Origin of the sequence: Sphingobium sp. CFD-2, assembly GCF_024611135.1 — a bacterium.
In the GTDB taxonomy this organism is placed as follows: Bacteria; Pseudomonadota; Alphaproteobacteria; order Sphingomonadales; family Sphingomonadaceae; genus Sphingobium; species Sphingobium fuliginis.
Window position 1 is genome coordinate 2,091,046 of sequence record NZ_CP084405.1, and the last position, 22,345, is coordinate 2,113,390.

The window sequence follows — 22,345 nt, forward strand, 5'->3', positions numbered from 1 at the left end:
CGAGATCGTCAGGCCGAAGACAAACAAGAGTGGAACCTATGTCGGTACGGATGGCATTGGCTAAATTATGCGCTTGCGCCGCCGGCGGCGCGATCATCGGCGGCGGCGCCGTCCATGTCGCGGAAAGCGCGCGTCCGACAGGGGTCCAGAGCACGAAGAGCGTCAAGGCGGCGCCCCGCAAGCATTATGCGGTGCGCAAGGTGCAGCGCGTGGTGAAGACGGTTTCCTGCGCCCCGCAGACGGTGACGGTGACCACCCAGGCGGCGCCTATCCCCCTGCCGGCCCCGGTCGCGGCCGCGGAAATGCCGGTCATGTCCGGCGGTGGCGGCGGCGCGCCGGTGGTGCTGGCGGGTGGCCCCGGCTTTGGCGGCGGCGGGTTTTTCGGCGGCTTCTTCGGCGGCAGCAGCGGCGGTTCGGGCGGATCGGTGGTGATCTCCTCCACCAGCAGCTCGACCGGCGGCATCACCAGTTCCACCAGTTCGACCACGGGCGGCGTGTCCACCTCGACCGGCGGCGTTTCGACGTCCACAGGCGGGGTTTCCACCTCATCCGGCAATGTGTCGACATCCTCCGGTAATGTGTCGACCTCTTCGGGCAACGTCTCGACCTCCAGCGGCAGTGTGACCAGCAGCTCCTCGACGTCGAGCTCCACGTCCAGCTCCTCTTCGACCAGTTCCTCGACCAGCAGTTCGACGTCGTCTTCGTCCTCGACTTCCTCTTCGTCCAGTTCCTCGGGCGGCGACCATCATCATCCGCCGCCGCCGACCGACGTGCCGGCGCCGCCGATGGTGCTGCTGTTCGGGGCGGGCGCGGCGGCCCTGCTGGCGCGCAAGCGTTTCGCGCGCGCCAAGGCGGGCGCCGAGGGTTAGCCGAGGGTTAACCGCGGGGCGATCCGGCCGGCGCGTCCGGGGGGAGCGCCGGCCGGGTCGGGTTTCAGCTCGTCGCGATGATCCGCTCGATTTCCGGCACCGGGTGGTTCGACAGGTCCTTCGCGATCTCACCCACTAGCCGGCTCTGCACTTCCTTGTGATAATGTTTGCGCATTTCGCCCAGGGCGGCGGGCGGCGCGACGACGATCAGCTTTTCGAAATCATTGGCGAGCGCGCGGCGCTTCAGCAATTCTGCAGCTTCCGCGGCGAAGCGCGCTTCCTCCAGATCGTGGAAATTGGTCTGCTCGACGGAGCCGCGATGGCTCGCGACCGAATTGGGCCCCCGTCCCGTGCCGTCGGAGGCCTGCTCGCGATCGGGGGGATTATCCTGTTCCTTCACCTCTTCCGTTTCCAGATTGGGAAAGGCCGGGCTGCCCTTGTTGCGAAAGAACAGCATCTTGCGCCCATCGGCCACCAGCACCATCGCGTCATGGTCTATCTGCATCGTCCCGTTCCTCTTTTCTCAACGCCTGATTTTACCACCAACGGACGGCGGTGTGCAGGGTTGCGCGGCTGGTCGCAGAACGGCATAGGGCTGACCCATGCACGACATTCGTTTCATTCGCGAAAATCCCGCCGCTTTCGACGCGGGGCTGGCCCGGCGCGGGCTTGAACCGCTGAGCGCGGAGTTGCTGGCGCTGGACGAACGGAGCCGCGCGATCAAGACCGCGCTGCAACAGGGTCAGGCGCGCCGCAATGAGGCGAGCAAGGCCGTCGGCCAGGCGATGGCGCAGAAGGACATGGCGACGGCCGACGCGCTGAAGACCGAAGTCGCGGCGCTCAAGGAAAGTCTGCCCGCCCTGGAGGCGGAGGATCGCGAGATTGGCGAAGCGTTGGCGGCGCGGCTGGCGGCGATCCCCAACCTGCCGGCGGACGACGTGCCGATGGGGGAGGACGAGGTCCAGAATGTCGAGGTGGCACGGTGGGGCGAACCGCGGAGCTTCCCCTTCACGCCGCAGGATCATGCTGATTTCGGCCCGGCGCTGGGGCTGGATTTCGAAGGCGGCGCGGTGCTTTCCGGGGCGCGCTTTACCGCGCTGCGGGGGCAGATGGCGCGGCTGCACCGCGCGCTGGCGCAGTTCATGCTGGACCGCCAGTCGGGCGAAAACGGCTATGAGGAGGTCAACCCGCCGCTGCTGGTGAAGGATGAGGCCCTGTTCGGCACGGGACAGTTGCCGAAATTCGCGGAGGACCTGTTCAGGACCACCGATGGCCGCTGGCTGATTCCCACGGCGGAGGTTTCCCTTACCAATCTGGTGCGCGAACAGATCGTGGCGGTGGAAAGCCTGCCGCTGCGGCTGACGGCGCTGACACCTTGTTTCCGGTCGGAAGCCGGATCGGCCGGGCGGGACACGCGCGGCTTCATCCGCCAGCACCAGTTCGAGAAGGTCGAACTGGTGGCGATCTGCAGGCCCGAGGAATCCGAGGCCGAGCATGAGCGCATGTGCGCCGCGGCTGAGGGGGTTTTGCAGGCGCTTGGCCTGCCCTATCGGAAGGTGCTGCTGTGCACCGGCGACATGGGCTTTGGCGCGCGCAAGACATGGGATCTGGAAGTCTGGCTGCCTAGCCAGCAGACCTATCGCGAGATCAGTTCCGTCTCCAATTGCGGCGATTTCCAGGCGCGGCGGATGAACGCGCGCTACAAGCCGGAGGGGGAGAAGCAGACGCGCTTCCTCCATACGCTGAACGGGTCGGGACTGGCCGTGGGACGGACGCTGGTGGCGGTTCTGGAAAATTACCAGCAGGAGGACGGCAGCGTGATCGTGCCGGAAGTGCTGGCCCCCTATATGGGCGGGGTGACGCGGTTGCGGCCCCAGTAGGCTGCCGGCCCCCAAGCGAAGGGATTCCAGACATATGCGCATCCTGCTCACCAATGACGACGGGGTCCATGCGCCGGGCCTGACCGTGCTGGAGGAGATCGCCCGGACGCTGTCGGACGACATCTGGATCGTCGCGCCGAGCGAGGAGCAGTCCGGCGCCGGCCACAGCCTGACGCTGACGCGGCCGTTGCGCGTCCGGCAGCATGGCGAGAAGCATTTCAGCGTGTCGGGAACGCCGACCGACGCGGTGATGATGGCGGTCGGCCATCTGATGAAGGATGCGAAGCCCGATCTGGTGCTGTCAGGCGTCAATCGCGGCGCCAACCTGGCGGAGGACGTGACCTATTCGGGCACGGTATCGGCCGCGATGGAGGGCGCGATCTCCGGCATCAGATCGATCGCGCTCAGCCAGGTCTATGTGCGGGAGGGGATGGGCGACGCCGTGCCCTTCGCGGCGGCGCGGGCCTGGGGCGAGCGGGTGCTGCGCCCGCTGATCGCCATGCCGGCCAGCCCCCGGCTGCTGTTCAACGTGAACTTCCCGGCCGTCGAACCCGAAGCCGTCAAGGGCATCCGCGTGGTGCGGCAGGGCTTTCACGATGTGGACCGGACGAAGATCATCCATGGCACCGATCCGCGCGGCTATGATTATTACTGGTTCGGCCTGGGCAAGAGCGACTCCGTGCCGGAAGGCAGCGATCTGGCTGGCATTGCCGAAGGCTATGTGACGGTGACGCCGCTGCATTACGACCTGACGCAGGACAGCGCGATCGCGGCGACGGCGCAGGCCTTCGGAGGACAGATCGGCTGACGGCATGTTCCTGCCCAGGCGGGGATATGGTTTTGCAGCCGACCGGAACGGAATCTGGCCATGGCGGGGCCAGCGCGTTAAAGATATGGCGATGTCGCGCGCATTCCTTCTTCCTGCCTTCACCATTCCCACGATGCCTCCCATCCACATCATCGAAGAAAAGGTCCGATGAGGATCGTTCCGGTAAGGCCGCCGTCCAGCGCGGCGGGCTTTCTGCGGCGGCGGTCTTCGCTGCCGATCTGGGCCGATCTCACCTGGCGGGTGGGACTGGTGTTCGGCCTGATCGGGCTGGTGTTGCTGATCCACTGGGTCGGCCGGGATGGATTGAAGGACAATCTCGACGACAGGATCAGCTTCGTCGACGTGCTCTATTTCACCACCGTCACCGTGACGACGGTCGGCTATGGCGACATCGTGCCGGTCAGCCCGGAAGCCCGGCTGTTCGAGGCATTGCTGGTGACGCCGATCCGCCTGTTCGTCTGGCTGATCTTCCTCGGCACGGCCTATAATCTCTTTTTCCGCAACATCCTCTACAGGTGGCGCATGGCTCGCATTCAGGCCGATCTGCACAATCATATCGTCGTGACCGGCTTCGGCACCAGCGGGGCCGAGGCGGTGCGCGAGCTACTGGCGCGGGGCGTCGACCCGCGCGAGATCGTGGTGGTCGACCCGGTAGAGAAGGCGCTGGCCGAGGCCGAAGCGTTGGGCTGCAACATATTGTGCGGCGATTCGACGCGGGACCGGACGTTGAACGATGTCGCGATCCACCGGGCGCGGACGCTGATCGTGTCGGCGGGGCGGGACGACACCTCGATCCTCATCACCCTGACGGCGCGGCATCTGGCCCCTCGCCTGCCCATCAGCATCGTCGTGCGCAACGAGGATAACGAACTGCCCGCGCGGCAGGCGGGCGCGACCACCGTGATCAACCCGGTCAGCTTTGCCGGGCTGCTGCTGGCGGGCAGCACCAGCGGCCAGCATATTGCCGACTATATGTCGGACCTTGCCGCTTCGGGCGGTCAGGTGAAGCTGAACGAACGCTTCGTTCTGCCGGAGGAGATCGGGCAATCGCTTTCCGCCATCGCCACTGGTCTGGGGGTACGCATCTACCGCGACGGGCGGGCCATCGGCTTCTGGGAAGAGGGCGCGGGGCGGCTCCAGACCGGCGACCTGATCATAGAGATCGTGCAGGGCGCGGCCGCCGGGGAAGCCCGGTCCCTGCCCTGATTTCCTGCCCCCGTGACATTGCGCGCAAAAATCCCTATGTGCGCGCCGATCATGGCAACCAAAATTCCCGAAGCGCCGAAGGTCGGCATGGTGTCGCTGGGCTGTCCCAAGGCGCTGGTCGACAGCGAGCGCATCCTGACCAAGCTGCGTTCCGACGGCTATCAGATGTCCGCCGACTATGCCGGCGCTGACGTCGTGCTGGTCAACACCTGCGGATTCCTCGATTCGGCCAAGGAAGAATCGCTGGAAGCCATTGGAGAGGCGATTGCGGAGAATGGCCGGGTCATCGTCACCGGCTGCATGGGCAATGAAGCGGAACTGATCCGTCAGAAATTCCCGCAGGTGCTGGCCGTCACCGGCGCGCATCAATATGAGGCGGTGGTGAACGCGGTGCATGAGGCGTCGCCGCCCATCCCCAACGCCTTCATCGATCTGGTGCCGGAGGGTGGGCTCAAGCTGACCCCGCGCCACTACAGCTATCTGAAGATTTCGGAGGGCTGCAACCATCGCTGCTCCTTCTGCATCATCCCCTCGCTGCGCGGCGATCTGGTCAGCCGGCGCATAGACGCCGTGCTGCGCGAGGCGGAAAAGCTGGTGCATGCCGGAACCCGGGAACTGCTGATCATCAGCCAGGACACCTCCGCTTACGGGGTCGACACCCGGCATGAGGCGCGCCAGTGGAAGGGGCGCGAGGTTCGCGCGCACATGACCGATCTGGCGCGCGAACTGGGGCAGCTTCGCACCGCCGATGGCACGCCGCCCTGGGTCCGTCTGCACTATGTCTATCCCTATCCCCATGTGGATCAGGTGATCCCGCTGATGGCCGATGGGCTGCTGACCCCCTATCTCGACATTCCCTTCCAGCATGCCGCGCCTTCTGTCCTCAAGGCCATGAAGCGCCCGGCGAACGAAGCGAAGGTGCTGGACCGCATCCGCAAATGGCGGGACATCTGCCCGGACATCGCGATCCGTTCCTCCTTCGTCGTCGGCTTTCCCGGCGAGACGGAGGCGGATTTCGACTATCTTCTCCAGTGGCTGGACGAGGCGCAGCTCGACCGCGTGGGAGCCTTCCGCTTCGAACCCGTGGAGGGCGCGGCGGCCAACGACCTGCCCGGCGCCGTGCCGGAGGAGGTCAAGGAAGAACGCTATCAGCGGATCATGGAGAAGACCGCCGCCATTTCCGCCGCACGGTTACGGGCGAAGGTCGGCCGCGTGCTGCCCGTCATCATCGACGAGGTGGGCGAAGCGGACGAGGACGGCTCCATCGGCGCCACGGCGCGCAGCCAGGCCGACGCGCCGGAGATCGACGGCAGTGTCTTCCTGCGCGATGTAGGAGAAGGGCTGGCGCCGGGCAGCATCCTGAACGTGCTGATCGAGGATGCGGACGAGCATGACCTTTACGGAGTGCCGTCGGTTTAGGGCACCATGTTCCTGCGAGGGCAGGAACCCAGTTCCGATGTCAGAACGGACCGCCCGCCTTCGCAGGGGCACGGCGCATTGTGGGGGCAGCGTCATTCTGCCGCCGCAAAGGCGTCCTGATATTCCGTCTTGATCGCCTTGCGCATGGCCCCGTCCACAGGCAGCGCGATCTCATAGCTTCCCTCGGCATAGGGCCCGGCGCTGTAGGGACCGACGACCACGGTGACGCCGTCGATCAGCTTGCCGTCCTTCGACGTCGGCACCAGCACCTGCTGCATCGGATCGATGCATTTGGTGAAGTCGTCGTCATCGCTCCGCTTCACCGGCTCGCCGCGCTTTTCGGCGCGAGCCTTGTCCAGTGCGTCGCAGAAGCGGTCATGGATGGCGGCCGCGAAGGCGGCAGGCGAAGTCATCAACGCCGTGACCGCCGTCTCCCGCTTGCGCGCCTTGTCCCACAGCAATGCGTCATATCCGGTCATGCCATGCGCCCCGCCGGTATAGACATAGCTTTCCGATTGGAGCGCAAGGAAACGCGGCGTATCGGCGGCGACCGTCCAATGGACGTCAAGCGCATGGGCGCGGAAGGGATAGCCGGACGCCCTGGCGGCCTTCTGGTCTTCGCGCGCCATTTTCAACGCATCCGCCTTGCCGACCTTCAGCGCGTTGCCGAACTTCTCCGCCAGGGCGGGTATCTGCGCGGCCTGGGCAGGGTAGCCATAGGCGAATTCGAGCAGATCGGTCTTCTCCTTCTGCTCGAAGGGTTGGGCGGGCGGCGGCGGCTCCGGCTGGCCGGACATGCGGTTCGCGAAATTGCTGGCCGCGACATCGTTGCCCGGCAAAGCCGCTTCGCCCGCATTCCGGGCATCTTTCGACGGCGAACAGGCGCAAAGCAGCAGGACCGCCCCCAGGGGCAGTCCCGCCAGTCCCCTCCCCTTTATCCGGCGCATCAATGGGCCTTGGCTGCCGCCATGCACCGTTCGCTGATCGCCTTGCGCGCATAGCTGCTCTGGAGCGCCGCGCCGGCATTGGGCCAGCCTTCCGCGATCAATGCCTGCTCCACCGCATGCGCTCCGTCGAAACGCCCGCTTTCCGCCAGCGCATAGGCACGGGCGCGCAGGGCCTGAAGGCGGCCATCGTCGCTGTGCATCATCATGTCTCTCCTTCTTTTAACTTCGTTCAATCTATGCCTGCGCTCCGCCCGACGCAAATGATAGCGCGGTCGAAGGAGGCGCGCGGACGACGAAAGATTGGGCTTTTCTTACCCGCCGCCTTTCTCCAGAACATAGGGCATGAGCGATTTTTCCGACCTGCTGAAAGCCGACAACAATCAACCTGCCCGTTCGATCCTGATCGTGGATGCGCCAGGGCTGGAAAGCTGGCTGGGAAGCCAGCCGGAGCGTGTGCGCGCGCTGGCCGCCGCGCAGAAATTCAAGGGCAAGGCGCACGAATTCGCCATTCTGCCTGGCGAAGATCCGGCGGACTGGTCGGTAGTGGCGGGCGTCGCTTCCGCCACGAAGCTGGGACCATGGTGCCTTGCCAGGCTGGCCGAGGCCTTGCCCGAGGGGACTTATCGGTTGGTCGAAGGCGCGGCCGGCGCGGCGATGCTGGGATGGCTGACCGCGCAATATCGCTTCGACCGCTATCGCAGCGAAGAAAATGGATCGGGAGCGCGCGTCCTGCTGACCGCGGAAGTGGCGCAGATCGATGCGGCCACGCGCCTGGCGGAAGCGGTGGCGCTGGTGCGCGATCTGGTCAACACGCCCGCCGCCGACATGGGGCCGGCCGAACTGGAAGCCGCAACCCGCAAGGTGGCGGAACGCTTCGGCGCCGACTGCAAGGTGACGAAGGGGGATGCGCTGGAACATGGTTTCCCGATGATCCATGCCGTGGGCAAGGCCGCGGACAAGGGCTTCGCGCCGCGCCTCATCGAATTGCGCTGGGGCGATCCCGGGCACCCGAAGGTCGCGGTCGTCGGCAAGGGCATTTGCTTCGACAGCGGCGGCCTGGACATCAAGCCGTCTTCCGCCATGCGCCTGATGAAGAAGGACATGGGCGGCGCGGCCCATGCCCTGGCGCTGGCGCAGCTTGTCATGGACGCGCGCCTGCCGGTAAGGCTTCACCTGCTGATCCCGGCGGCGGAGAATGCGGTGTCCGGCAATGCCTTCCGGCCCGGCGACATATTGCGGTCGCGCAAGGGGCTGACGGTCGAGATCGGCAATACCGATGCCGAGGGGCGGCTGGTGCTGGGCGACGCGCTGACGCTGGCGGGAGAGGACAAGCCGGACCTGATCATCGACTATGCGACGCTCACCGGCGCGGCGCGGGTGGCCGTGGGGCCGGACCTCCCCGCCCTGTTCGCCAATGACGAGGCGCTCGCCGCAGACATGGATGCGGCCGGGACCGCCGTCGACGATCCGACCTGGCGCCTGCCCCTGTGGGACGGCTATGCGGAAATGCTGAAGTCCGATGTGGCCGACATCAACAATGCGGGCGAAGGCGGCTTTGCCGGGGCGATCACCGCCGCGCTGTTCCTCAGGCGGTTCGTGCCCGACGCCGTGCCCTGGCTGCATCTCGACACCTTTGCCTGGCGTCCCGCCTCCCGGCCGGGGCGGCCTAAGGGGGGCGAGGCGCTGGGACTGCGCGCCGCCTTCCATATGCTGCAAGCGCGCTACGGCCGTAAAAAGTAAAAAGAAAGCGATTGTCCGAGGCCGTTACGCAACCGGATTGGCTATCGTGCGTTACGGGGTCATGGATGCCCATTCCGCACAGACTGAAGCCGCAGAGCTGAACCGTCCCGGCCTGAAGCCGCTCAGCCAATGGATGCGCACATTGGTCGATTATGTGCGGTCCGGCAAACCCGACCTCACCAACCGGCAGATGGCGCTGATGCTGACCGTCTACATCGGCGCGGGGCCGCATACGGTGCGGGGACTCGCGGAGGCGCTGAACGTCTCCAAGCCGGTCATCACCCGCGCACTCAACAAATTATCGTCGCTTGGCTATCTGCGGCGGGAACGGGACTCCACCGACCGACGCAATATTTTCATCACCCGAACCCCAAAAGGGGCGGAATTTCTTGACGCCTTTCACCATTTCATCGCAGGAACCGGCCGCGATGAACGCCTCAACTTCTCCCCTGCGGAACGCACCGCCTGAACGCATCCGATTCAAGCTGGACGGCCGATCGGTCAGGCTCGACACGCGCGTCCACGCGGCGCGCGGCGACCTGGCCGACCTGGCGCTGGCCGGCGTGCTGTTTTCCGCCCATTATGCCCGCGCCGTCGAACTGACCTGCGTCGCCGCCGGCGCACCGGTACTGGCGTCCGACACGCCCAAGGCGCAGGCGGTCAGCGAATTGCTGCGGGGCGAGAGCTTCCACGCGCTGGACGTGACGGCGGACTGGGCCTGGGGCTTTTGCGGGCATGACGGCTATGTCGGCTATGTCCGGCGGGAAGCGCTGGACGTGCGAGAGGTGGTGAACAGCCGCGTGATCACCGGCACGGCGCCGCTCTTCAGCGCCGCCGACATCAAGTCGCCCATTGCCGATTACTGGCCGCGCGGCGCGCAGTTCGCGGCAGAGGCGCAGGGCGATTTCTTCGCCTGTGCGGAAGGTTTCGTGCATCGGCGCCATGTTGCGGAGATCGACGCGCTGGAAAGCGACTGGGTTTCGGTGGCGGAGCGTTATCTGGGCCAGCCCTATGTCTGGGGCGGGCGCGGGCATCGCGGCGTCGACTGTTCCGGCCTGGTGCAGGTATCGCTCGGCCAGTGCGGGATCAAGGCGCCCCGCGACACCGATCTGCAGCGGGAGGGGATCGGTTCCCCCATCGCGCCGGATGCGCCGCTCCGACGAGGGGACTTTGTCTTCTTCCCCGGCCATGTCGGCATCATGACCGACGAGCGCAACATGATACATGCCAACGCCCATTGGATGAGCGTGGTGATCGAGCCACTGGCCGACGTCGTCGGACGGTTGGCGGCGGACCATGCGGAACCCGTGACGGCGAGGCGGAGAATCGGCACATGACACATCGGATATTCATCGACGGCGGCGTCGGCACCACAGGTCTGGAAATCAACGAGCGGCTGGCGGGTCGTCCCGAACTGTCGATCATCACGCTCGACGAGGACAGGCGCAAGGACGCGTCGGCGCGCAGGGAGGCGCTGAACGCGGCGGACATCGTCATCCTCTGCCTGCCCGACGATGCAGCGCGGGAGGCGGTGGCCCTGATCGACAATGGCCGGACGCGGGTGATCGACGCGTCGACGGCCCATCGGGTGGCGGACGGCTGGACCTATGGCTTTGCCGAACTGGAACCGGGGCATCGGGACAGGCTTGCAAATTCGCGGTTCGTCGCCAATCCGGGCTGCTGGCCGACAGGCTTCCTGGCGCTGGTGAGACCGCTGGTGCTCGCCGGTCTGCTGCCGGGCGACTGGCCGGTGACGGTATCCGGCGCATCCGGCTATTCGGGCGGCGGCAAGTCGATGATCGCGGAATATGAAGGCGCGGAGGGCGCGCCGAGCGCGTTCCGGCCCTATGGACTGGGGCTGGCCCACAAGCATGTGCCGGAAATGCTGCGCTATTCCGGCTTGCAGCACCCGCCCCTGTTCGCCCCGGCCGTCGCCAATGCCTATCGCGGCATGATCGTGGAGGTGCCGTTGCAGTTGCGCGCCCTGCCCGGCGCGCCTTCGGTGGCGGATGTGCATGGCGTGTTGGCCGCCGCCTATGCGGGATCGCCCATCGTCAGCGTGGAAGCGCTGGAGGACAGCGCGGCGATGACGCAGGTCCGGCTGGAGCATGTCGGCGCGACCGACCGGCTGGCGCTGTTCGTCTTCGGCAATGAGGCGGCCGGTCAGGCGCGGCTGGTGGCGGCGCTCGACAATCTCGGCAAGGGCGCGGCCGGAGCCGCCGTGCAGAACCTCAACATATTGGCGGGACTGCCGGAAACGGCTGGCCTGCGGCTATAGGCCGACATTCGATCTGCTCCATCCGTCATGCCGGACTCGTTTCAGCATGACGGATGGGAAGTCGGGGCAAGCGAAGCTTCGGAGATGCTCCGGATCAATGGATCGTGCCCAGCGGCCCTTCATGGGTCAGCAGCACGATCAGCCGCTCGATCTGCCGCCAATGGCAGAAGCGGATATGGTTGCCCAGATCGCGGCTTCGGTCGGCGCGCGCCGCGGCTTCATAGCCTGCATTGTCGCCAAACAGCGACATCAGCTCAGCTGCGTCCTCATAGCTCTTTCGATTGGAAAGATATGGCATGTTCATGACGAAGCCCCCCAAAGTCCCCACCCTGACGGTAAGGATCATGGTTCAATCCCCATGCCAACCATGGCCATCGACGGAGCAGCGCGGCCTGGAAGGGTGAACGGCCGGTTAGCCAAGTCCCGCCATGGCACAAACATCCCGTTGCGGCACAGACCTGTCCTGAAAAGGCGCAGGCGGGAAAGCGCTGGCCATGCATCCCCGCGCGTGGCAAGGACCGGGAAATGACCAATGCCAGAAAAGAACCGATCGGCGCAGGCGCCATTTTGGCGCTCACCATTTTGGGCGGAACAATCGTCGGCGGCCTGATGGGCCAGCCAAGTGCAGGCCTGCTGGGCGGCACCGCGCTGGGCATCGTGATCGCGGTGCTGCTATGGGTGCGGGATCGGGGAAAATAGCTCCGCACCCGGCACTTGCGCGCCTTGCCACCATCTGTGGGCCAGCATAAACGGATAGCCATGAAGAAGCATCTGATCGCGCTCACCCTCCTCACGCTGGCCGTTCTCATCGGCCTTTTCTTCTATTTCGCGCGGGGAGATACGGCGCGGCTTCCGGCCGGCGCGGATGTGGGCAAGGAGCCGGTTTTCACCAGCCCCCGCAGCGAAATGATCCCGACGATGAACGTCGCGGATGCCGTGCCGTGGAAGGGTGGGGAAAAGCCGGTTCCCGCAAAGGGGCTGAATGTCGATCGCTTCGCGGATGGGCTGGACCATCCCCGCTCGCTGCTGCGCCTGCCCAATGGCGATGTGCTGGTGGCCGAAACCAACAGCCCGTCACGCCCGACGGGCGGCATCGTCAACCGGGTGATGAACTATCTGATGAACAAGGCAGGCGCCGGCGTGCCGTCCGCCAACCGCATCACCCTGCTGCGCGACGCCGATGGCGACGGGCGGGCGGAAACCAAGACCGCTTTCCTCACCGGGCTCAACTCCCCCTATGGCATGGCGCTGGTGGGGAACACGCTCTACGTCGCCAATACGGATGCCTTGATGGCCTTTCCCTACAGGGAAGGGGACAGCAGGATCACGGCCAGGGGGCGCAAGATCCTGAACCTTCCCGCGCAGGCGCCCAACATGCACTGGACGCGCAGCCTGGCCGCAAGCCCGCAGGGGCTGCTTTATGTGGGCGTCGGCTCCAACAGCAATATCGGGGAAAATGACCTGGAGACGGAGGCCAATCGCGCCGCCGTGCTGGAGGTCAATCCCGATACGGGCGCTTATCGCATCTACGCTTCGGGCCTGCGCAACCCCGTGGGGCTGGCTTTCGAGCCCAGGAGCGGCGCATTGTGGGGCGTGGTGAACGAGCGCGACATGCTGGGCAGCGATCTGGTGCCCGATTATCTGACGCGGGTGGAATTCGGCGCCTTCTATGGCTGGCCGTGGAATTATTGGGGCGGTTATGAGGATCGCCGTGTCCAGCCGCAGCGGCCGGAGGTTCGCGAATATACCAAGCGGCCGGACTATGCGCTGGGCAATCATGTGGCGCCGCTGGGCCTCAGCTTCGCCGACAAGGTGACGCTGCGCGCGCCCTATGCCAACGGCGCCTTTGTCGGGCTGCACGGCAGTTGGAATCGCAAGCCTGCCGCGGGCTACAAGGTCGTGTTCGTGCCCTTTGGCGACAATGGGGAGGCGGGCAAGGCCAAGCCGGTCGATGTGCTGACGGGCTTCCTGGGAAGCAAGGGCGAGGCGCATGGGCGCCCGGTCGATGTGACGGCGGACGCCAGGGGCGCGTTGCTGGTGAGCGACGATGTCGGCGGTGTCGTCTGGCGGGTGACGGCGGCGAAGTGAGGTGATGGGTTCTTGCCGGGGCGTGCCCTTGATCCTCTCCCGTCGAGGGCCGGCAGAGAGGGACACTCCGCCAAAATACCCCGGCCGCAAACCCATGAATGGCGCGCTCAAGATTTGAGGCAAAAGGCTCGGCACAAGGAGAGAGGGCGCGGGAATATGTTTCAAGCCCTGCCGACGCCGTGATGGGCCTTTCTGGTCGAACCGCAGGACGCCCAGATGGGTTTACGGCCTAGATATTGAGGCCATGCCGCCCGGCCAGTTCCACCACATATTGCCAGGCCACGCGGCCTGAACGGCTACCCCGCTGCGTCGCCCACTGGATCGCGTCCAGCGGCTGGAAGCTGAGGCCGAGGCTGGCCGCATAGCCGCTGACAATAGCGACATAGGCATCCTGGTCGATCGCGTGGAAACCCAGGGACAGCCCGAAGCGGTCCGAAAGCGCCATCTTGTCGTCCACCACGTCGCGGGGATTGACGGGGTCGTCCTGCTCCGACAGGTGGCGGGGCACGATGTGACGGCGGTTGGACGTTACATAGAGGCGAACATTGGCCGGGCGGGCGGCGGTTCCGCCCTGGAGCAGCGATCGAAGCGCACGGGCGTCGCCCACCCCATTTTCATCGAAGCCAAGATCGTCGAGGAACAGGATGAAGGGCCGGCGCGTGTCGCGCAACAGGGTGAAGAGTTGCGGCAGGCTGGCCAGTTCATCGATCGCGCATTGCAGCAGGGCGATGTCCTGCCCCTCCGCCTGAAGCTTGCCGATGACGGCGGCAACGACGGCGGACTTTCCGGTTCCGCGTGCGCCCCACAGCAGCACGTCATGCGCCGCATGTCCGGCAGCATGGCGACGGCTGTTTTCAAGCAGCGCCTGCTTCTGCGCGTCGATGCCGGTCAACAGGGCGTAATCCACCGGCGCGAAGGCCTCCACCGCCCGGATCGTGGCGCCGTTCCACACATAGGCGGGCGCGGCGGCCAGATCGGCGGAAGAAGCGGGCGGCGGAGCGATCCGTTCCAGCGCTTCGGCAATGCGGGTCAGCAGGGCATCGTTCATGGAGCCCTCGCTTAGCCCGCATCCGCATGACGGGCAAGCGCGGCGCCCATGTCATTCTTCTGTAGCAATGGCCTTTTACTCCCGGAAATCGGGGCTTATATCGCTGGGGTCGTGACCATCCCAAATCCAGTCTTTTCCACCCGAATAAGCCGTTATGGCAGCGAAGCGCTGCGCGAGGCGGCGCTGCTGATCCGTGCGGGCGAACCGGTCGCCGTGCCGACGGAGACGGTCTATGGCCTGGCGGCGGACGCCACCGACTCCAACGCAGTGGCGGCGATCTACACCGCCAAGGGACGGCCAAGCTTCAATCCGCTGATCGTCCATGTCGCCGATCGGGAGATGGCCGGGCGTCTGGCCGATTTTTCGCCCGTGGCCGACAAGCTGGCGGAGCGGTTCTGGCCCGGCGCGCTGACCATGGTCCTGCCGGTGCGCCCGGATAGTGGGCTGTCCCCGCTGGTCATGGCGGGACTGCCGACCGTGGCGCTGCGCCTGCCCGCCCATCCGGCGATGCGGGCGCTGATCCGGGAAAGCGGGCGTCCGCTCGCCGCGCCTTCGGCCAATCGCAGCGGCGCGATCAGCCCGACGCGCGCCGAACATGTGCTGGCGAGCCTCAACGGCAAGATCCGCATGATCCTGGATGAGGGGCCGACCAGCGAAGGGCTGGAATCGACCATCGTCGCGCCGGAAAGCGACTGCATCCGCCTGCTGCGACCGGGCCCGATCACGGCGGCCATGCTGGAGGAGGCAAGCAGGCTGCCGGTGGTGACGGGCGCTGACAATGCGAAGATCGAGGCGCCGGGGCAGTTGGAAAGCCATTATGCGCCGTCCAAGCCGGTGCGGCTGAACGCGCTGAAGGCGGAGAAGGACGAATATCTGATCGGCTTCGGCCTGATGCCGTGTCATGTGAATCTCAGCCCCGACGCCGATATGCGGGAAGCGGCGGCTCATCTGTTCGCGGCCCTGCACATCGCGGATGCCAGCGCGGCGGAGCGGATCGCGGTGGCGCCGATACCCAATGAAGGGATCGGTGTAGCCATCAATGACCGGTTGCGGCGGGCGGCGGCTTAACATTCGCATTCATGCGGACCGCCTATGAATATGGTCATGCTGAACTTGTTTCAGCATGACGCGTGGGGATGGGCCGGATAAAAGGGCGAGAAATCACTCACCCGCAATTATCATAACCCGCATCGCGGCATTCGCGGCGACGGCGTTCTTCCTCCTTCTTCCGCTCGCGGGCTTCGCGCGCCTCCTGCTTGCGCATCTTGCGGCCGTAATTGCGGTCGGCCTCTTCCTGGCTGGTGGTGCTCCAGTCGACCACCTGGCTGCCAGCGCGCACCGGCGCCGTCACGATATTCGCCGCCGTCCGCGCGATGCAGCCCGGCAGGAACAGCAACAAAGCCGGCGCGGCCACCCATGCGATCTTGTTCATATCTCTTCCCCGGCTTGTCATGTCCGCCAGCTTAAAGACGCTGGCGGCCAGGGCAAGCCGTGGGCGACGAACCGTTAGGGCGCTTCGATCCGCTCGGCAAAGCCCTTGCGCAGCTTGGCGAGCTTGGGCGGGATCACCGCCATGCAATAGGGGTTCCGGTCCCCCACCCGCTCCCAATATTTCTGGTGATAATCCTCCGCCGGATACCAGGGCGCGTCGGGCTCTATGGCGGTGACGATCGGGTTCGCCTGATCCGCCTGAGCGCGCTCGATCCCGGCCTTCGCCTCCGCCGCCTGTTCGGGCGAATGGGGGAAGATGGCCGACCGATACTGGGTGCCGATGTCGTTGCCCTGCCGGTTGAGCGTCGTCGGATCATGGGTGGCGAAGAAAATGTCCAGCAGGTCGCCATAGCCGATCGCCGCCGGATCATAGGTGATGCGGATAGCCTCGGCATGGCCGGTCGCGCCGGAGCAGACCTGCTCATAGCTGGGGTTCGGCAGCGTGCCGCCGATATAGCCGCTTTCCACGGCCTTCACGCCCTTCAGATTCTGATACACCGCTTCCGTGCACCAGAAGCAGCCGCCAGCCAGGGTTGCGATCTCTTCGGCCATATAGGGAGTCCTTATCCTGAATTGGCCGCCGAGATAGGAAGGATCAGCCCGCGGTTCCAGTCTGCCGCATCGCCGCCTCCGCCTTGGCGCGTTCCTCGGCCACCAGTTCCTTGCGGGACAGCTTGCCGACCAGCGTCTTGGGCAGGTTGAGGCGCACCTCCACCTCGCACACCTTCTCATGCTTGCCCAGTTGCGGGTTCAGCCAGTCCTTGAGCGCGGCCCCGTCGATCCCGGAGCCCTCCTGAAGGGTGACGAAGGCCTTCGGACATTCGCCGCGATAATGGTCGGGAATGCCGATCACCAGCGCTTCCTTGACCGCCGGATGGTGGTAGAGAACCTTCTCGACCTCGCTGGGGAAGACCTTGAACCCGCCGACGGCGATCATGTCCTTCAGCCGGTCGACGATCTTCACATAGCCGTCCTCGTCGATCAGCCCGACATCGCCTGTGCGCAGCCAGCCGTCGACGAAAACCTCCTCGTCGGCGTCCGGCCGCTGCCAATAGCCCTTCATGATCTGCGGCCCGGAAAAGACCAGTTCGCCCGGTTCGCCCTCGGGCGGCGGACGGGTCGGGTCCTCGCGGTCGACCAGCTTGACGCGGGTGCCGGGCACCGGCTGCCCCACCGTGCCGGACTTGTTGAGGCCCTCATAGGGGTTGGAGCAGACGACCGGGCTGCTTTCGGTGAGGCCATAGCCCTCGACCAGCTGGGAGCCCGTCATCGCCTCGAACCGCTGCTTGACCTCCAGCGGCAGCGGCGCGCCGCCGGAAATGCAGAGGCGCAGGGAGGAGAAGTCGATATTGGGCGTCGCGGGATGATCCAGCAGCGCCTGGTACATGGTGGGCACGCCGGGCAGCGAGGTCGCCCTGGTCCGCTGCAGCGCGGCCAGAACCTGCGTGCCGTCGAAGCGGGGCAGCATCACCATCTCCCCGCCGTTCAGCACCGTCCGGTTGAGCACGCATGTATTGGCGAAGACATGGAAGAAGGGCAGCACCGCCAATATGCGGTCGGGCGCTTCGGGATGCGGATCGATCAGGCGGACCTGCCGCGCATTGGCGGTCAGGTTCTGATGGGTCAGCATCGCGCCCTTGGGCCGGCCGGTGGTGCCGCCGGTATATTGCAGCAGGGCGATGTCCTGCTCCGGATCGATGGCGACCGGCACGGGGTCTTCGCCATGGCGCAGCAGGTCCGCATAATGGGTAAGGCGCGGATCGTGCGGTACCGCGACCGTCTCCTTGCGCTTGAACAGCCGGAACAGCACCGACTTGGCAGGCGGCAGGACTTCCGCGACGCAGCCGACGACCAGCCGTTCCAGGCTGCTGTTGTCCAGCACTTCCAGCGCGGTGGGCAGCAATGCCTTGGCCGACAGGGTGAAGAGGATCTTCGTCCCGCTATCCTCGACCTGATGTTCCAGTTCGGCGGCCGTGTAGAGGGGGGAATAGTTGACGACCGTCGCCCCGGCCATCATCGCGCCATAATAGGCCGCGACATAATGAGGGACATTGGGCAGGAAAAGGCCGACCCGGTCCCCCTTCCCTATGCCCATGTCCTGCAATCCCCTGGCGACCCGCCGGATGCTGTGGAGCATTTCGCCATAGCTCGTCTTGCGGCCCATGAAATCGATCATCACCGCTTGCGGATTGGCCGCGGCGCTGTTCGCCACCATCTCCACCATCGACAGGGGCGGGAATGTCTGCTCCCAGGCAGAGGGATGATTATAGCGGGTTTTCCAGATTTTTTCGCTGCTCTCCATTTGTACAGGTGTAAGTTACGCCTTCCCTTTACGCAAGCGTAAAGCACGGCAAAAGGGCCGCGGCCCGTGGCAAGGCGCGGCCCTTTTCCCGGTCTCTGCCGTCGTCGCTCCGCACGGGGCGGATTGACGTTACGGCATCAGACGTGACCCTTGTTGTCGCTGAACGGATCGAGGATTTTCGCGGCGCCCGAAATCAGGTCGGACTCGCTCTTCAGCGCTTCTTCCGCGCGGCGGGTGGCGTCCTCGCGCTCCCGGCGCAGCTCGTTGATCAGCGCCTCGCGATCGCCGTCCAGGCGCGAATCGGTGGGGGCCTCGATGCCCGCCTTCTTCGCCGCCTTCGTCACCAGCGCGTCCAGTTCCCGCTGCGAGCAGAGGCCCAGCGTCACCGGGTCCTTCGGCACGATGTTGGAGATGTTCCAGTGCGTGCGGTCGCGGATCGCGGCGATGGTGGTGCGCGTGGTGCCGATCAGCTTGCCGATGGCGCCGTCCGAAATTTCCGGATGGTTGCGCAGTATCCAGGCGATGCCGTCGGGCTTGTCCTGACGCTTGCTGACCGGCGTATAACGCGGTCCCTTGGTGCGGCGGACCGGCTCGGGGCCCTTCAGCATCTTCAGGCGATAGTCCGGATTGGCCTCGCCCTTGTGGATTTCCTCCATCGTGATTTCATGGGCGCGCACCGGATCGCGGCCGGTATATTTGGTGCCGGCGGTATCGTCGGCAATCGCCTGCACTTCCAGGATATGCAGCCCGCAAAACTCCGCAATCTGGTCGAAGCTCAGCGCGGTATTGTCGACCAGCCAACTGGCTGTCGCATGGGGCATGAGAGGCTGGGACACGGGAATTCTCCGGCATAGAAACGGCGCTTAAAAACGACAAGGGCCGCCCAAGCAGGGCGGCCACGCCCGACCCGAGATAGTGCATCCCGCCGCGCCGGGCAAGGAAAAGCGTCAGGCCGCGCTGTCGAGCGCCTGGGGATCGATATTGTGCAGGCCGGTGAGGAATTCCCGCGCGCTGCGTTCCCAACTGAAGCTCTTGCCATAGGCGGCGCATGCCTGACGGTCGCAGAGGAGCGCTGCGGCGATGGCGTCCTCCAGCCGGTCCGACAAGGCGCCGCTTTCCGGGGTGACGATGTCGACCGGGCCGGTGACGGGATAGGCCGCCACCGGCGTGCCGCAGGCCAGCGCCTCTATCATGACCAGGCCGAAGGTGTCGGTGCGGCTGGGAAAGACGAAGACGTCGGCGCCGGCATAGGCGCCGGCCAGTTCCGCCCCGAACATGGGGCCCAGGAAATGCGCCTGCGGATAGGTTCTTTCCAGCATGGCACGGGCGGGACCGTCCCCGACGACGACCTTCGTTCCCGGATGGCCGCTGGCCAGGAAGGCTTCCAGATTCTTCTCGACCGCGACACGGCCGACATAGAGCTGGATCGGACGCGGCAGATCGGCAAAGAGGATGGGCGGCGTCGCCATGGGCGTGAAGGCGGCCAGGTCCACCCCCCTGCCCCAGGCACGCACCTGCGCCAGCCCATGGGCGCGCAATTGCCGCCGCACGGACCGGGTCGACACCAGCACCGCCTCGGCCGGTCCATGGAACCAGCGGATATAGCGCCAGAACCACGCCGCGGGCAGCCCGGTGCGCTGCGCCACATAATCCGGAAAATGCGTATGATAGGCAGTGGTGAAGCGGATGCCGCTGCGCAGGCACCAGCGCCGTGCGGCCAGGCAAAGCGGCCCTTCCGTCGCCAGATGGATCGCGTCGGGACGGAAAGCCGCGATCATCTGCCCCACGACGCTCGAACGGGCGAAGGCCAGCCGGATTTCCGGATAGGTCGGACAGGGGATGGAGCCGAAGAGATCGGGCGAGACCAGCTTCACCTCATGCCCCATCTTCTCCAGTTCCGCCTGCATGGTCTGGAGCGTGCGGACGACGCCGTTCACCTGCGGGCTCCAGGCGTCGGTGACTATGGCGACACGCATCGTTCGCCCTCCCGTCAGGCCGCGATCCGGGAAGGTTCTTCGGCGGCGCGCCCGGCGATCTCGTCGGCCCAGTGCAGCACCTCCATGCGCCCGTCGAAATGCTCGACCAGCGCCGTGCATCCCTCCACCCAATCGCCGTCATTATAATATTCGACGCCCGCGATCTCGCGGATTTCCGCATTGTGGATATGCCCGCAAACGACACCGTCGACGCCGCGGGAACCGGCCTCATGCGCCACCACCTCCTCGAAGCGGGAGATGAACTCGACGGCGTTCTTGACCTTGTGCTTCGCCATCTTGCTGAGCGACCAATAGGGCAGCCCCATGCGTTGCCGCACCGCGTTCACCACGACATTGACGCGCATCAGCATGGTATAGGCGGCGTCGCCCACAAAGGCCAGCCAGCGGTGCGCAAGCATGATCGTGTCGAACTCGTCGCCGTGCAGCACCAGCAGCTTGCGGCCGTCGGCGGTCTCATGGATCGCCTTGCGCCGAATCTCGACGCCGCCGAAGCTGAGGCCGGTGAACTGGCGGAACATCTCGTCATGATTGCCGGGGATGTAGACGACGCGGGTGCCGCGCTTGGCCCGCTTCATCACCCGCCAGACCACATCATTATGCGCGGCGGGCCAATAGAAGCGCTTCTTCAGCCGCCAGCCGTCGATGATGTCGCCCACCAGATACATGGTGTCGCTGTCGACGCTGTCGAGGAAGTCGATCAGCATGCTCGCATTGCAGCCGCGCGTGCCGAGGTGAATGTCCGAAATCCAGATCGTGCGATAGCGGCGACGCTTCCCTTCCCGTTCGGGAATGGCGAACTTGTCGTCGGCGCCATCGTCCAACTCCGCCAGGAAAGGCAGGCGAGTGATGGCGTTCATGATGCGACCCCTGAGCTGTTTCCCTCAGGAGCGAATCCATAGCCGCCCTATGTTACAACTCCGCAGCGAATATGACGGAAATGCTACGGTCTTGGCCAGTGCAGGACATTCCTTCTCCCTTGAGGGAGAAGGATAGGAAGCCTTGGCGACGAAGGAGCCTAGGCTGATTTGGATGAGGGGGAAGCGGGCCTGCGGCCCGCGTGATCCCATGGATCGCAACGCCCTCACCCCGCTGCGACTAGGCAGCAAGCTGCCAAGTCTGCGCAGCCCTCTCCCTCAGGGGAGAGGGATAAAGCGGGTGTTCGATTACCACCCCCAATCAGACCCACCCCCTCGTCAAACCGTCAGCACGATCTTCCCGAAATGCTCCCCCGCATCCATGCGCGCATGCGCGGCGGCCGCCTCCGCCAGCGGAAAGCGCATGTCCATCGCCGGCCGCAGCCTGCCCTGCTCGATGAAAGCCCACACCACCCGCATCAACTCGTCCGCCACCAGGCTCTTGAAGGCCACCGAGCGCGGGCGCAGCGTCGATCCGGTCAGCGTCAGCCGCTTGCCCATGATCGCGGGAATGAAGACCTCCGCCTTGGGCCCGCTCATGACCGCGATGGACACATGGCGCCCGTCTTCCGCCAGACACTGGATGTTGCGCGGCAGATAATCCCCGCCGACCATGTCCAGCACCGCCTGCACGCCCTGCCCGCCGGTGATCCGCTTCACTTCCTCGACGAAATCCTGGCTGCGATAATTGATCGCATGATCGGCGCCCCAGGCCTTCGCCTGCTCGCATTTCTCATCGCTGCCACAGGTCACGATGACGCCGATGTCGAACAGCTTGCAGAGCGAGATCGCCATGGTGCCGATGCCGCTCGTGCCGCCATGGACCAGCACCACATCGCCCTCCACCACATAGGCGCGCTCGAACAGGTTGCTCCACACGGTGAACAGGGTTTCCGGCAGGGCCGCCGCCTCGACCAGATCATAATCGTCCGGCACCGGCAGGCACTGGCCGGCGGGCGCCACCGCATATTCGGCATAGCCCCCGCCGGGCAGAAGCGCGCAGACGCGCCGGCCGATCAACAGTTCCGCGCTCCCGCCCGCGGCGACGATGATGCCGGAAACCTCCAGCCCCGGAATGTCGGGAGCGCCGGGCGGCGGCGGATATTTCCCCTGCCGCTGCATCACGTCGGGCCGGTTGACGCCGGCCGCCGCCACCTTGATCAGCACCTCTTCGGGCCCGGGCACGGGAACCGGCCGCCGCTGCGGCACCAGGGCCTCGGGCCCACCGGGAACCGCTATGCCGATCACCGTCATTTCCGTCGGCAGGTCGTTCGGCTTCACGCCCTCTATCGCCATTGCGGCCCCTCGCGGCAGATGTTGCACCGCACCTAAATCGA

At 65.7% G+C, this 22,345-nt stretch carries 24 protein-coding genes; 12 read left to right on the forward strand and 12 right to left on the reverse strand.

Translation table 11 applies throughout. From position 1 onward, the window contains the following. Positions 1-50 precede the first annotated feature (50 nt). Positions 51-869 (forward strand): PEP-CTERM sorting domain-containing protein, encoded by an 819-nt coding sequence (locus tag LDB29_RS10130; RefSeq protein ID WP_257557019.1) that lies wholly within the window; start codon positions 51-53, stop codon positions 867-869. 64 nt (positions 870-933) lie between these two features. On the opposite strand, the gene LDB29_RS10135 is transcribed toward LDB29_RS10130, so the two are convergent. Next, positions 934-1,374, reverse strand: a complete 441-nt coding sequence (locus LDB29_RS10135) for a host attachment family protein (protein WP_025548877.1) — start codon at positions 1,372-1,374, stop codon at positions 934-936. Positions 1,375-1,471: 97 nt separating this feature from the next. Between LDB29_RS10135 and serS the strand changes: the two genes are divergently transcribed. The 4 genes from serS (at position 1,472) to rimO (ending at position 6,203) form a co-directional block, all read left to right on the forward strand. Continuing rightward, entirely contained in the window at positions 1,472-2,749 is a 1,278-nt protein-coding gene (gene serS, locus LDB29_RS10140) for a serine--tRNA ligase (RefSeq protein WP_025548875.1), read from the forward strand. Between the two features lie 34 nt (positions 2,750-2,783). Further along, on the forward strand, positions 2,784-3,557 hold the full coding sequence (surE, locus tag LDB29_RS10145; protein WP_025548874.1) for a 5'/3'-nucleotidase SurE: 774 nt from the start codon (positions 2,784-2,786) through the stop codon (positions 3,555-3,557). A gap of 168 nt (positions 3,558-3,725) precedes the next feature. Beyond that, entirely contained in the window at positions 3,726-4,784 is a 1,059-nt protein-coding gene (locus tag LDB29_RS10150; RefSeq protein ID WP_025548872.1) for a TrkA family potassium uptake protein, read from the forward strand. A gap of 36 nt (positions 4,785-4,820) precedes the next feature. Further along, on the forward strand, positions 4,821-6,203 hold the full coding sequence (gene rimO, locus LDB29_RS10155; RefSeq protein WP_025548871.1) for a 30S ribosomal protein S12 methylthiotransferase RimO: 1,383 nt from the start codon (positions 4,821-4,823) through the stop codon (positions 6,201-6,203). A 92-nt stretch (positions 6,204-6,295) separates the two neighbouring features. Here the strand turns inward: rimO and LDB29_RS10160 are convergent, their stop codons facing one another. Both LDB29_RS10160 and LDB29_RS10165 read right to left on the reverse strand, forming a co-directional pair. Further along, the gene (locus tag LDB29_RS10160) at positions 6,296-7,150 is read right to left on the reverse strand and encodes a DUF4163 domain-containing protein (protein WP_025548869.1); all 855 of its coding nucleotides are present in this window, start codon (positions 7,148-7,150) and stop codon (positions 6,296-6,298) included. Further along, a complete protein-coding gene (locus LDB29_RS10165; RefSeq protein ID WP_007684028.1) occupies positions 7,150-7,353 on the reverse strand; it encodes a hypothetical protein in 204 nt (67 codons plus the stop codon). The genes LDB29_RS10160 and LDB29_RS10165 overlap by 1 nt, the downstream gene beginning before the upstream one ends. A gap of 139 nt (positions 7,354-7,492) precedes the next feature. Here LDB29_RS10165 and LDB29_RS10170 point away from each other — a divergent pair, with 139 nt between their 5' ends. The 4 genes from LDB29_RS10170 to argC all read left to right on the forward strand — a co-directional run bounded on the left by LDB29_RS10170 (position 7,493) and on the right by argC (position 11,168). After that, the gene (locus tag LDB29_RS10170) at positions 7,493-8,890 is read left to right on the forward strand and encodes a M17 family metallopeptidase (RefSeq protein ID WP_025548867.1); all 1,398 of its coding nucleotides are present in this window, start codon (positions 7,493-7,495) and stop codon (positions 8,888-8,890) included. Between the two features lie 61 nt (positions 8,891-8,951). Then, on the forward strand, positions 8,952-9,359 hold the full coding sequence (locus LDB29_RS10175) for a MarR family winged helix-turn-helix transcriptional regulator (RefSeq protein WP_257557021.1): 408 nt from the start codon (positions 8,952-8,954) through the stop codon (positions 9,357-9,359). Then, on the forward strand, positions 9,319-10,227 hold the full coding sequence (locus tag LDB29_RS10180) for a C40 family peptidase (RefSeq protein WP_025548864.1): 909 nt from the start codon (positions 9,319-9,321) through the stop codon (positions 10,225-10,227). The genes LDB29_RS10175 and LDB29_RS10180 overlap by 41 nt, the downstream gene beginning before the upstream one ends. After that, complete coding sequence (argC, locus tag LDB29_RS10185; protein WP_025548862.1) at positions 10,224-11,168, forward strand: N-acetyl-gamma-glutamyl-phosphate reductase; 945 nt, start codon at positions 10,224-10,226, stop codon at positions 11,166-11,168. Before LDB29_RS10180 ends, argC begins: the two co-directional genes overlap by 4 nt. Positions 11,169-11,262: 94 nt before the next feature. Here argC and LDB29_RS10190 read toward each other — a convergent pair whose 3' ends face one another. Further along, complete coding sequence (locus LDB29_RS10190) at positions 11,263-11,466, reverse strand: hypothetical protein (RefSeq protein ID WP_037482318.1); 204 nt, start codon at positions 11,464-11,466, stop codon at positions 11,263-11,265. Between the two features lie 227 nt (positions 11,467-11,693). On the opposite strand from LDB29_RS10190, the gene LDB29_RS10195 reads away from it, so the two are divergent. Together LDB29_RS10195 and LDB29_RS10200 are read left to right on the forward strand one after the other, a co-directional pair. After that, complete coding sequence (locus LDB29_RS10195) at positions 11,694-11,867, forward strand: hypothetical protein (RefSeq protein WP_165363299.1); 174 nt, start codon at positions 11,694-11,696, stop codon at positions 11,865-11,867. Positions 11,868-11,927: 60 nt separating this feature from the next. Continuing rightward, positions 11,928-13,256, forward strand: coding sequence for a sorbosone dehydrogenase family protein (locus tag LDB29_RS10200; protein WP_025548860.1), 1,329 nt, complete (start codon positions 11,928-11,930; stop codon positions 13,254-13,256). A 229-nt stretch (positions 13,257-13,485) separates the two neighbouring features. Here the strand turns inward: LDB29_RS10200 and LDB29_RS10205 are convergent, their stop codons facing one another. Beyond that, positions 13,486-14,304, reverse strand: a complete 819-nt coding sequence (locus LDB29_RS10205; RefSeq protein WP_025548859.1) for an ATP-binding protein — start codon at positions 14,302-14,304, stop codon at positions 13,486-13,488. A gap of 111 nt (positions 14,305-14,415) precedes the next feature. Here LDB29_RS10205 and LDB29_RS10210 point away from each other — a divergent pair, with 111 nt between their 5' ends. After that, positions 14,416-15,372, forward strand: a complete 957-nt coding sequence (locus LDB29_RS10210; RefSeq protein ID WP_065846747.1) for an L-threonylcarbamoyladenylate synthase — start codon at positions 14,416-14,418, stop codon at positions 15,370-15,372. A gap of 97 nt (positions 15,373-15,469) precedes the next feature. Here the strand turns inward: LDB29_RS10210 and LDB29_RS10215 are convergent, their stop codons facing one another. The 7 genes from LDB29_RS10215 to LDB29_RS10245 all read right to left on the reverse strand — a co-directional run bounded on the left by LDB29_RS10215 (position 15,470) and on the right by LDB29_RS10245 (position 22,304). Beyond that, positions 15,470-15,736, reverse strand: coding sequence for a hypothetical protein (locus tag LDB29_RS10215; protein ID WP_025548857.1), 267 nt, complete (start codon positions 15,734-15,736; stop codon positions 15,470-15,472). Between the two features lie 74 nt (positions 15,737-15,810). Beyond that, entirely contained in the window at positions 15,811-16,347 is a 537-nt protein-coding gene (gene msrA / locus LDB29_RS10220; protein WP_025548856.1) for a peptide-methionine (S)-S-oxide reductase MsrA, read from the reverse strand. Positions 16,348-16,390: 43 nt separating this feature from the next. Further along, complete coding sequence (locus LDB29_RS10225; protein WP_025548855.1) at positions 16,391-18,097, reverse strand: long-chain fatty acid--CoA ligase; 1,707 nt, start codon at positions 18,095-18,097, stop codon at positions 16,391-16,393. Between the two features lie 137 nt (positions 18,098-18,234). Next, complete coding sequence (locus tag LDB29_RS10230) at positions 18,235-18,918, reverse strand: DUF1013 domain-containing protein (RefSeq protein WP_025548854.1); 684 nt, start codon at positions 18,916-18,918, stop codon at positions 18,235-18,237. Between the two features lie 126 nt (positions 18,919-19,044). Further along, a complete protein-coding gene (locus LDB29_RS10235) occupies positions 19,045-20,073 on the reverse strand; it encodes a glycosyltransferase family 1 protein (protein WP_025548853.1) in 1,029 nt (342 codons plus the stop codon). Positions 20,074-20,087: 14 nt separating this feature from the next. Beyond that, positions 20,088-20,951 carry a UDP-2,3-diacylglucosamine diphosphatase gene (locus tag LDB29_RS10240; RefSeq protein ID WP_025548852.1) on the reverse strand — a complete coding sequence of 288 codons (864 nt, stop codon included), beginning with the start codon at positions 20,949-20,951 and terminating at the stop codon, positions 20,088-20,090. Between the two features lie 336 nt (positions 20,952-21,287). Beyond that, entirely contained in the window at positions 21,288-22,304 is a 1,017-nt protein-coding gene (locus LDB29_RS10245; RefSeq protein ID WP_025548851.1) for an NAD(P)H-quinone oxidoreductase, read from the reverse strand. Between the last annotated feature and the right edge of the window lie 41 nt (positions 22,305-22,345).

Coding starts and splice junctions, on each gene's coding strand:
- LDB29_RS10130 (WP_257557019.1), top strand. CDS start 51: ATGGCATTGGCTAAATTATGCGCTTGCGCCGCCGGCGGCGCGATCATC.
- LDB29_RS10135 (WP_025548877.1), bottom strand. CDS start 1,374: ATGCAGATAGACCATGACGCGATGGTGCTGGTGGCCGATGGGCGCAAG.
- serS (WP_025548875.1), top strand. CDS start 1,472: ATGCACGACATTCGTTTCATTCGCGAAAATCCCGCCGCTTTCGACGCG.
- surE (WP_025548874.1), top strand. CDS start 2,784: ATGCGCATCCTGCTCACCAATGACGACGGGGTCCATGCGCCGGGCCTG.
- LDB29_RS10150 (WP_025548872.1), top strand. CDS start 3,726: ATGAGGATCGTTCCGGTAAGGCCGCCGTCCAGCGCGGCGGGCTTTCTG.
- rimO (WP_025548871.1), top strand. CDS start 4,821: ATGTGCGCGCCGATCATGGCAACCAAAATTCCCGAAGCGCCGAAGGTC.
- LDB29_RS10160 (WP_025548869.1), bottom strand. CDS start 7,150: ATGCGCCGGATAAAGGGGAGGGGACTGGCGGGACTGCCCCTGGGGGCG.
- LDB29_RS10165 (WP_007684028.1), bottom strand. CDS start 7,353: ATGATGCACAGCGACGATGGCCGCCTTCAGGCCCTGCGCGCCCGTGCC.
- LDB29_RS10170 (WP_025548867.1), top strand. CDS start 7,493: ATGAGCGATTTTTCCGACCTGCTGAAAGCCGACAACAATCAACCTGCC.
- LDB29_RS10175 (WP_257557021.1), top strand. CDS start 8,952: ATGGATGCCCATTCCGCACAGACTGAAGCCGCAGAGCTGAACCGTCCC.
- LDB29_RS10180 (WP_025548864.1), top strand. CDS start 9,319: ATGAACGCCTCAACTTCTCCCCTGCGGAACGCACCGCCTGAACGCATC.
- argC (WP_025548862.1), top strand. CDS start 10,224: ATGACACATCGGATATTCATCGACGGCGGCGTCGGCACCACAGGTCTG.
- LDB29_RS10190 (WP_037482318.1), bottom strand. CDS start 11,466: ATGCCATATCTTTCCAATCGAAAGAGCTATGAGGACGCAGCTGAGCTG.
- LDB29_RS10195 (WP_165363299.1), top strand. CDS start 11,694: ATGACCAATGCCAGAAAAGAACCGATCGGCGCAGGCGCCATTTTGGCG.
- LDB29_RS10200 (WP_025548860.1), top strand. CDS start 11,928: ATGAAGAAGCATCTGATCGCGCTCACCCTCCTCACGCTGGCCGTTCTC.
- LDB29_RS10205 (WP_025548859.1), bottom strand. CDS start 14,304: ATGAACGATGCCCTGCTGACCCGCATTGCCGAAGCGCTGGAACGGATC.
- LDB29_RS10215 (WP_025548857.1), bottom strand. CDS start 15,736: ATGAACAAGATCGCATGGGTGGCCGCGCCGGCTTTGTTGCTGTTCCTG.
- msrA (WP_025548856.1), bottom strand. CDS start 16,347: ATGGCCGAAGAGATCGCAACCCTGGCTGGCGGCTGCTTCTGGTGCACG.
- LDB29_RS10225 (WP_025548855.1), bottom strand. CDS start 18,097: ATGGAGAGCAGCGAAAAAATCTGGAAAACCCGCTATAATCATCCCTCT.
- LDB29_RS10230 (WP_025548854.1), bottom strand. CDS start 18,918: ATGCCCCATGCGACAGCCAGTTGGCTGGTCGACAATACCGCGCTGAGC.
- LDB29_RS10235 (WP_025548853.1), bottom strand. CDS start 20,073: ATGCGTGTCGCCATAGTCACCGACGCCTGGAGCCCGCAGGTGAACGGC.
- LDB29_RS10240 (WP_025548852.1), bottom strand. CDS start 20,951: ATGAACGCCATCACTCGCCTGCCTTTCCTGGCGGAGTTGGACGATGGC.
- LDB29_RS10245 (WP_025548851.1), bottom strand. CDS start 22,304: ATGGCGATAGAGGGCGTGAAGCCGAACGACCTGCCGACGGAAATGACG.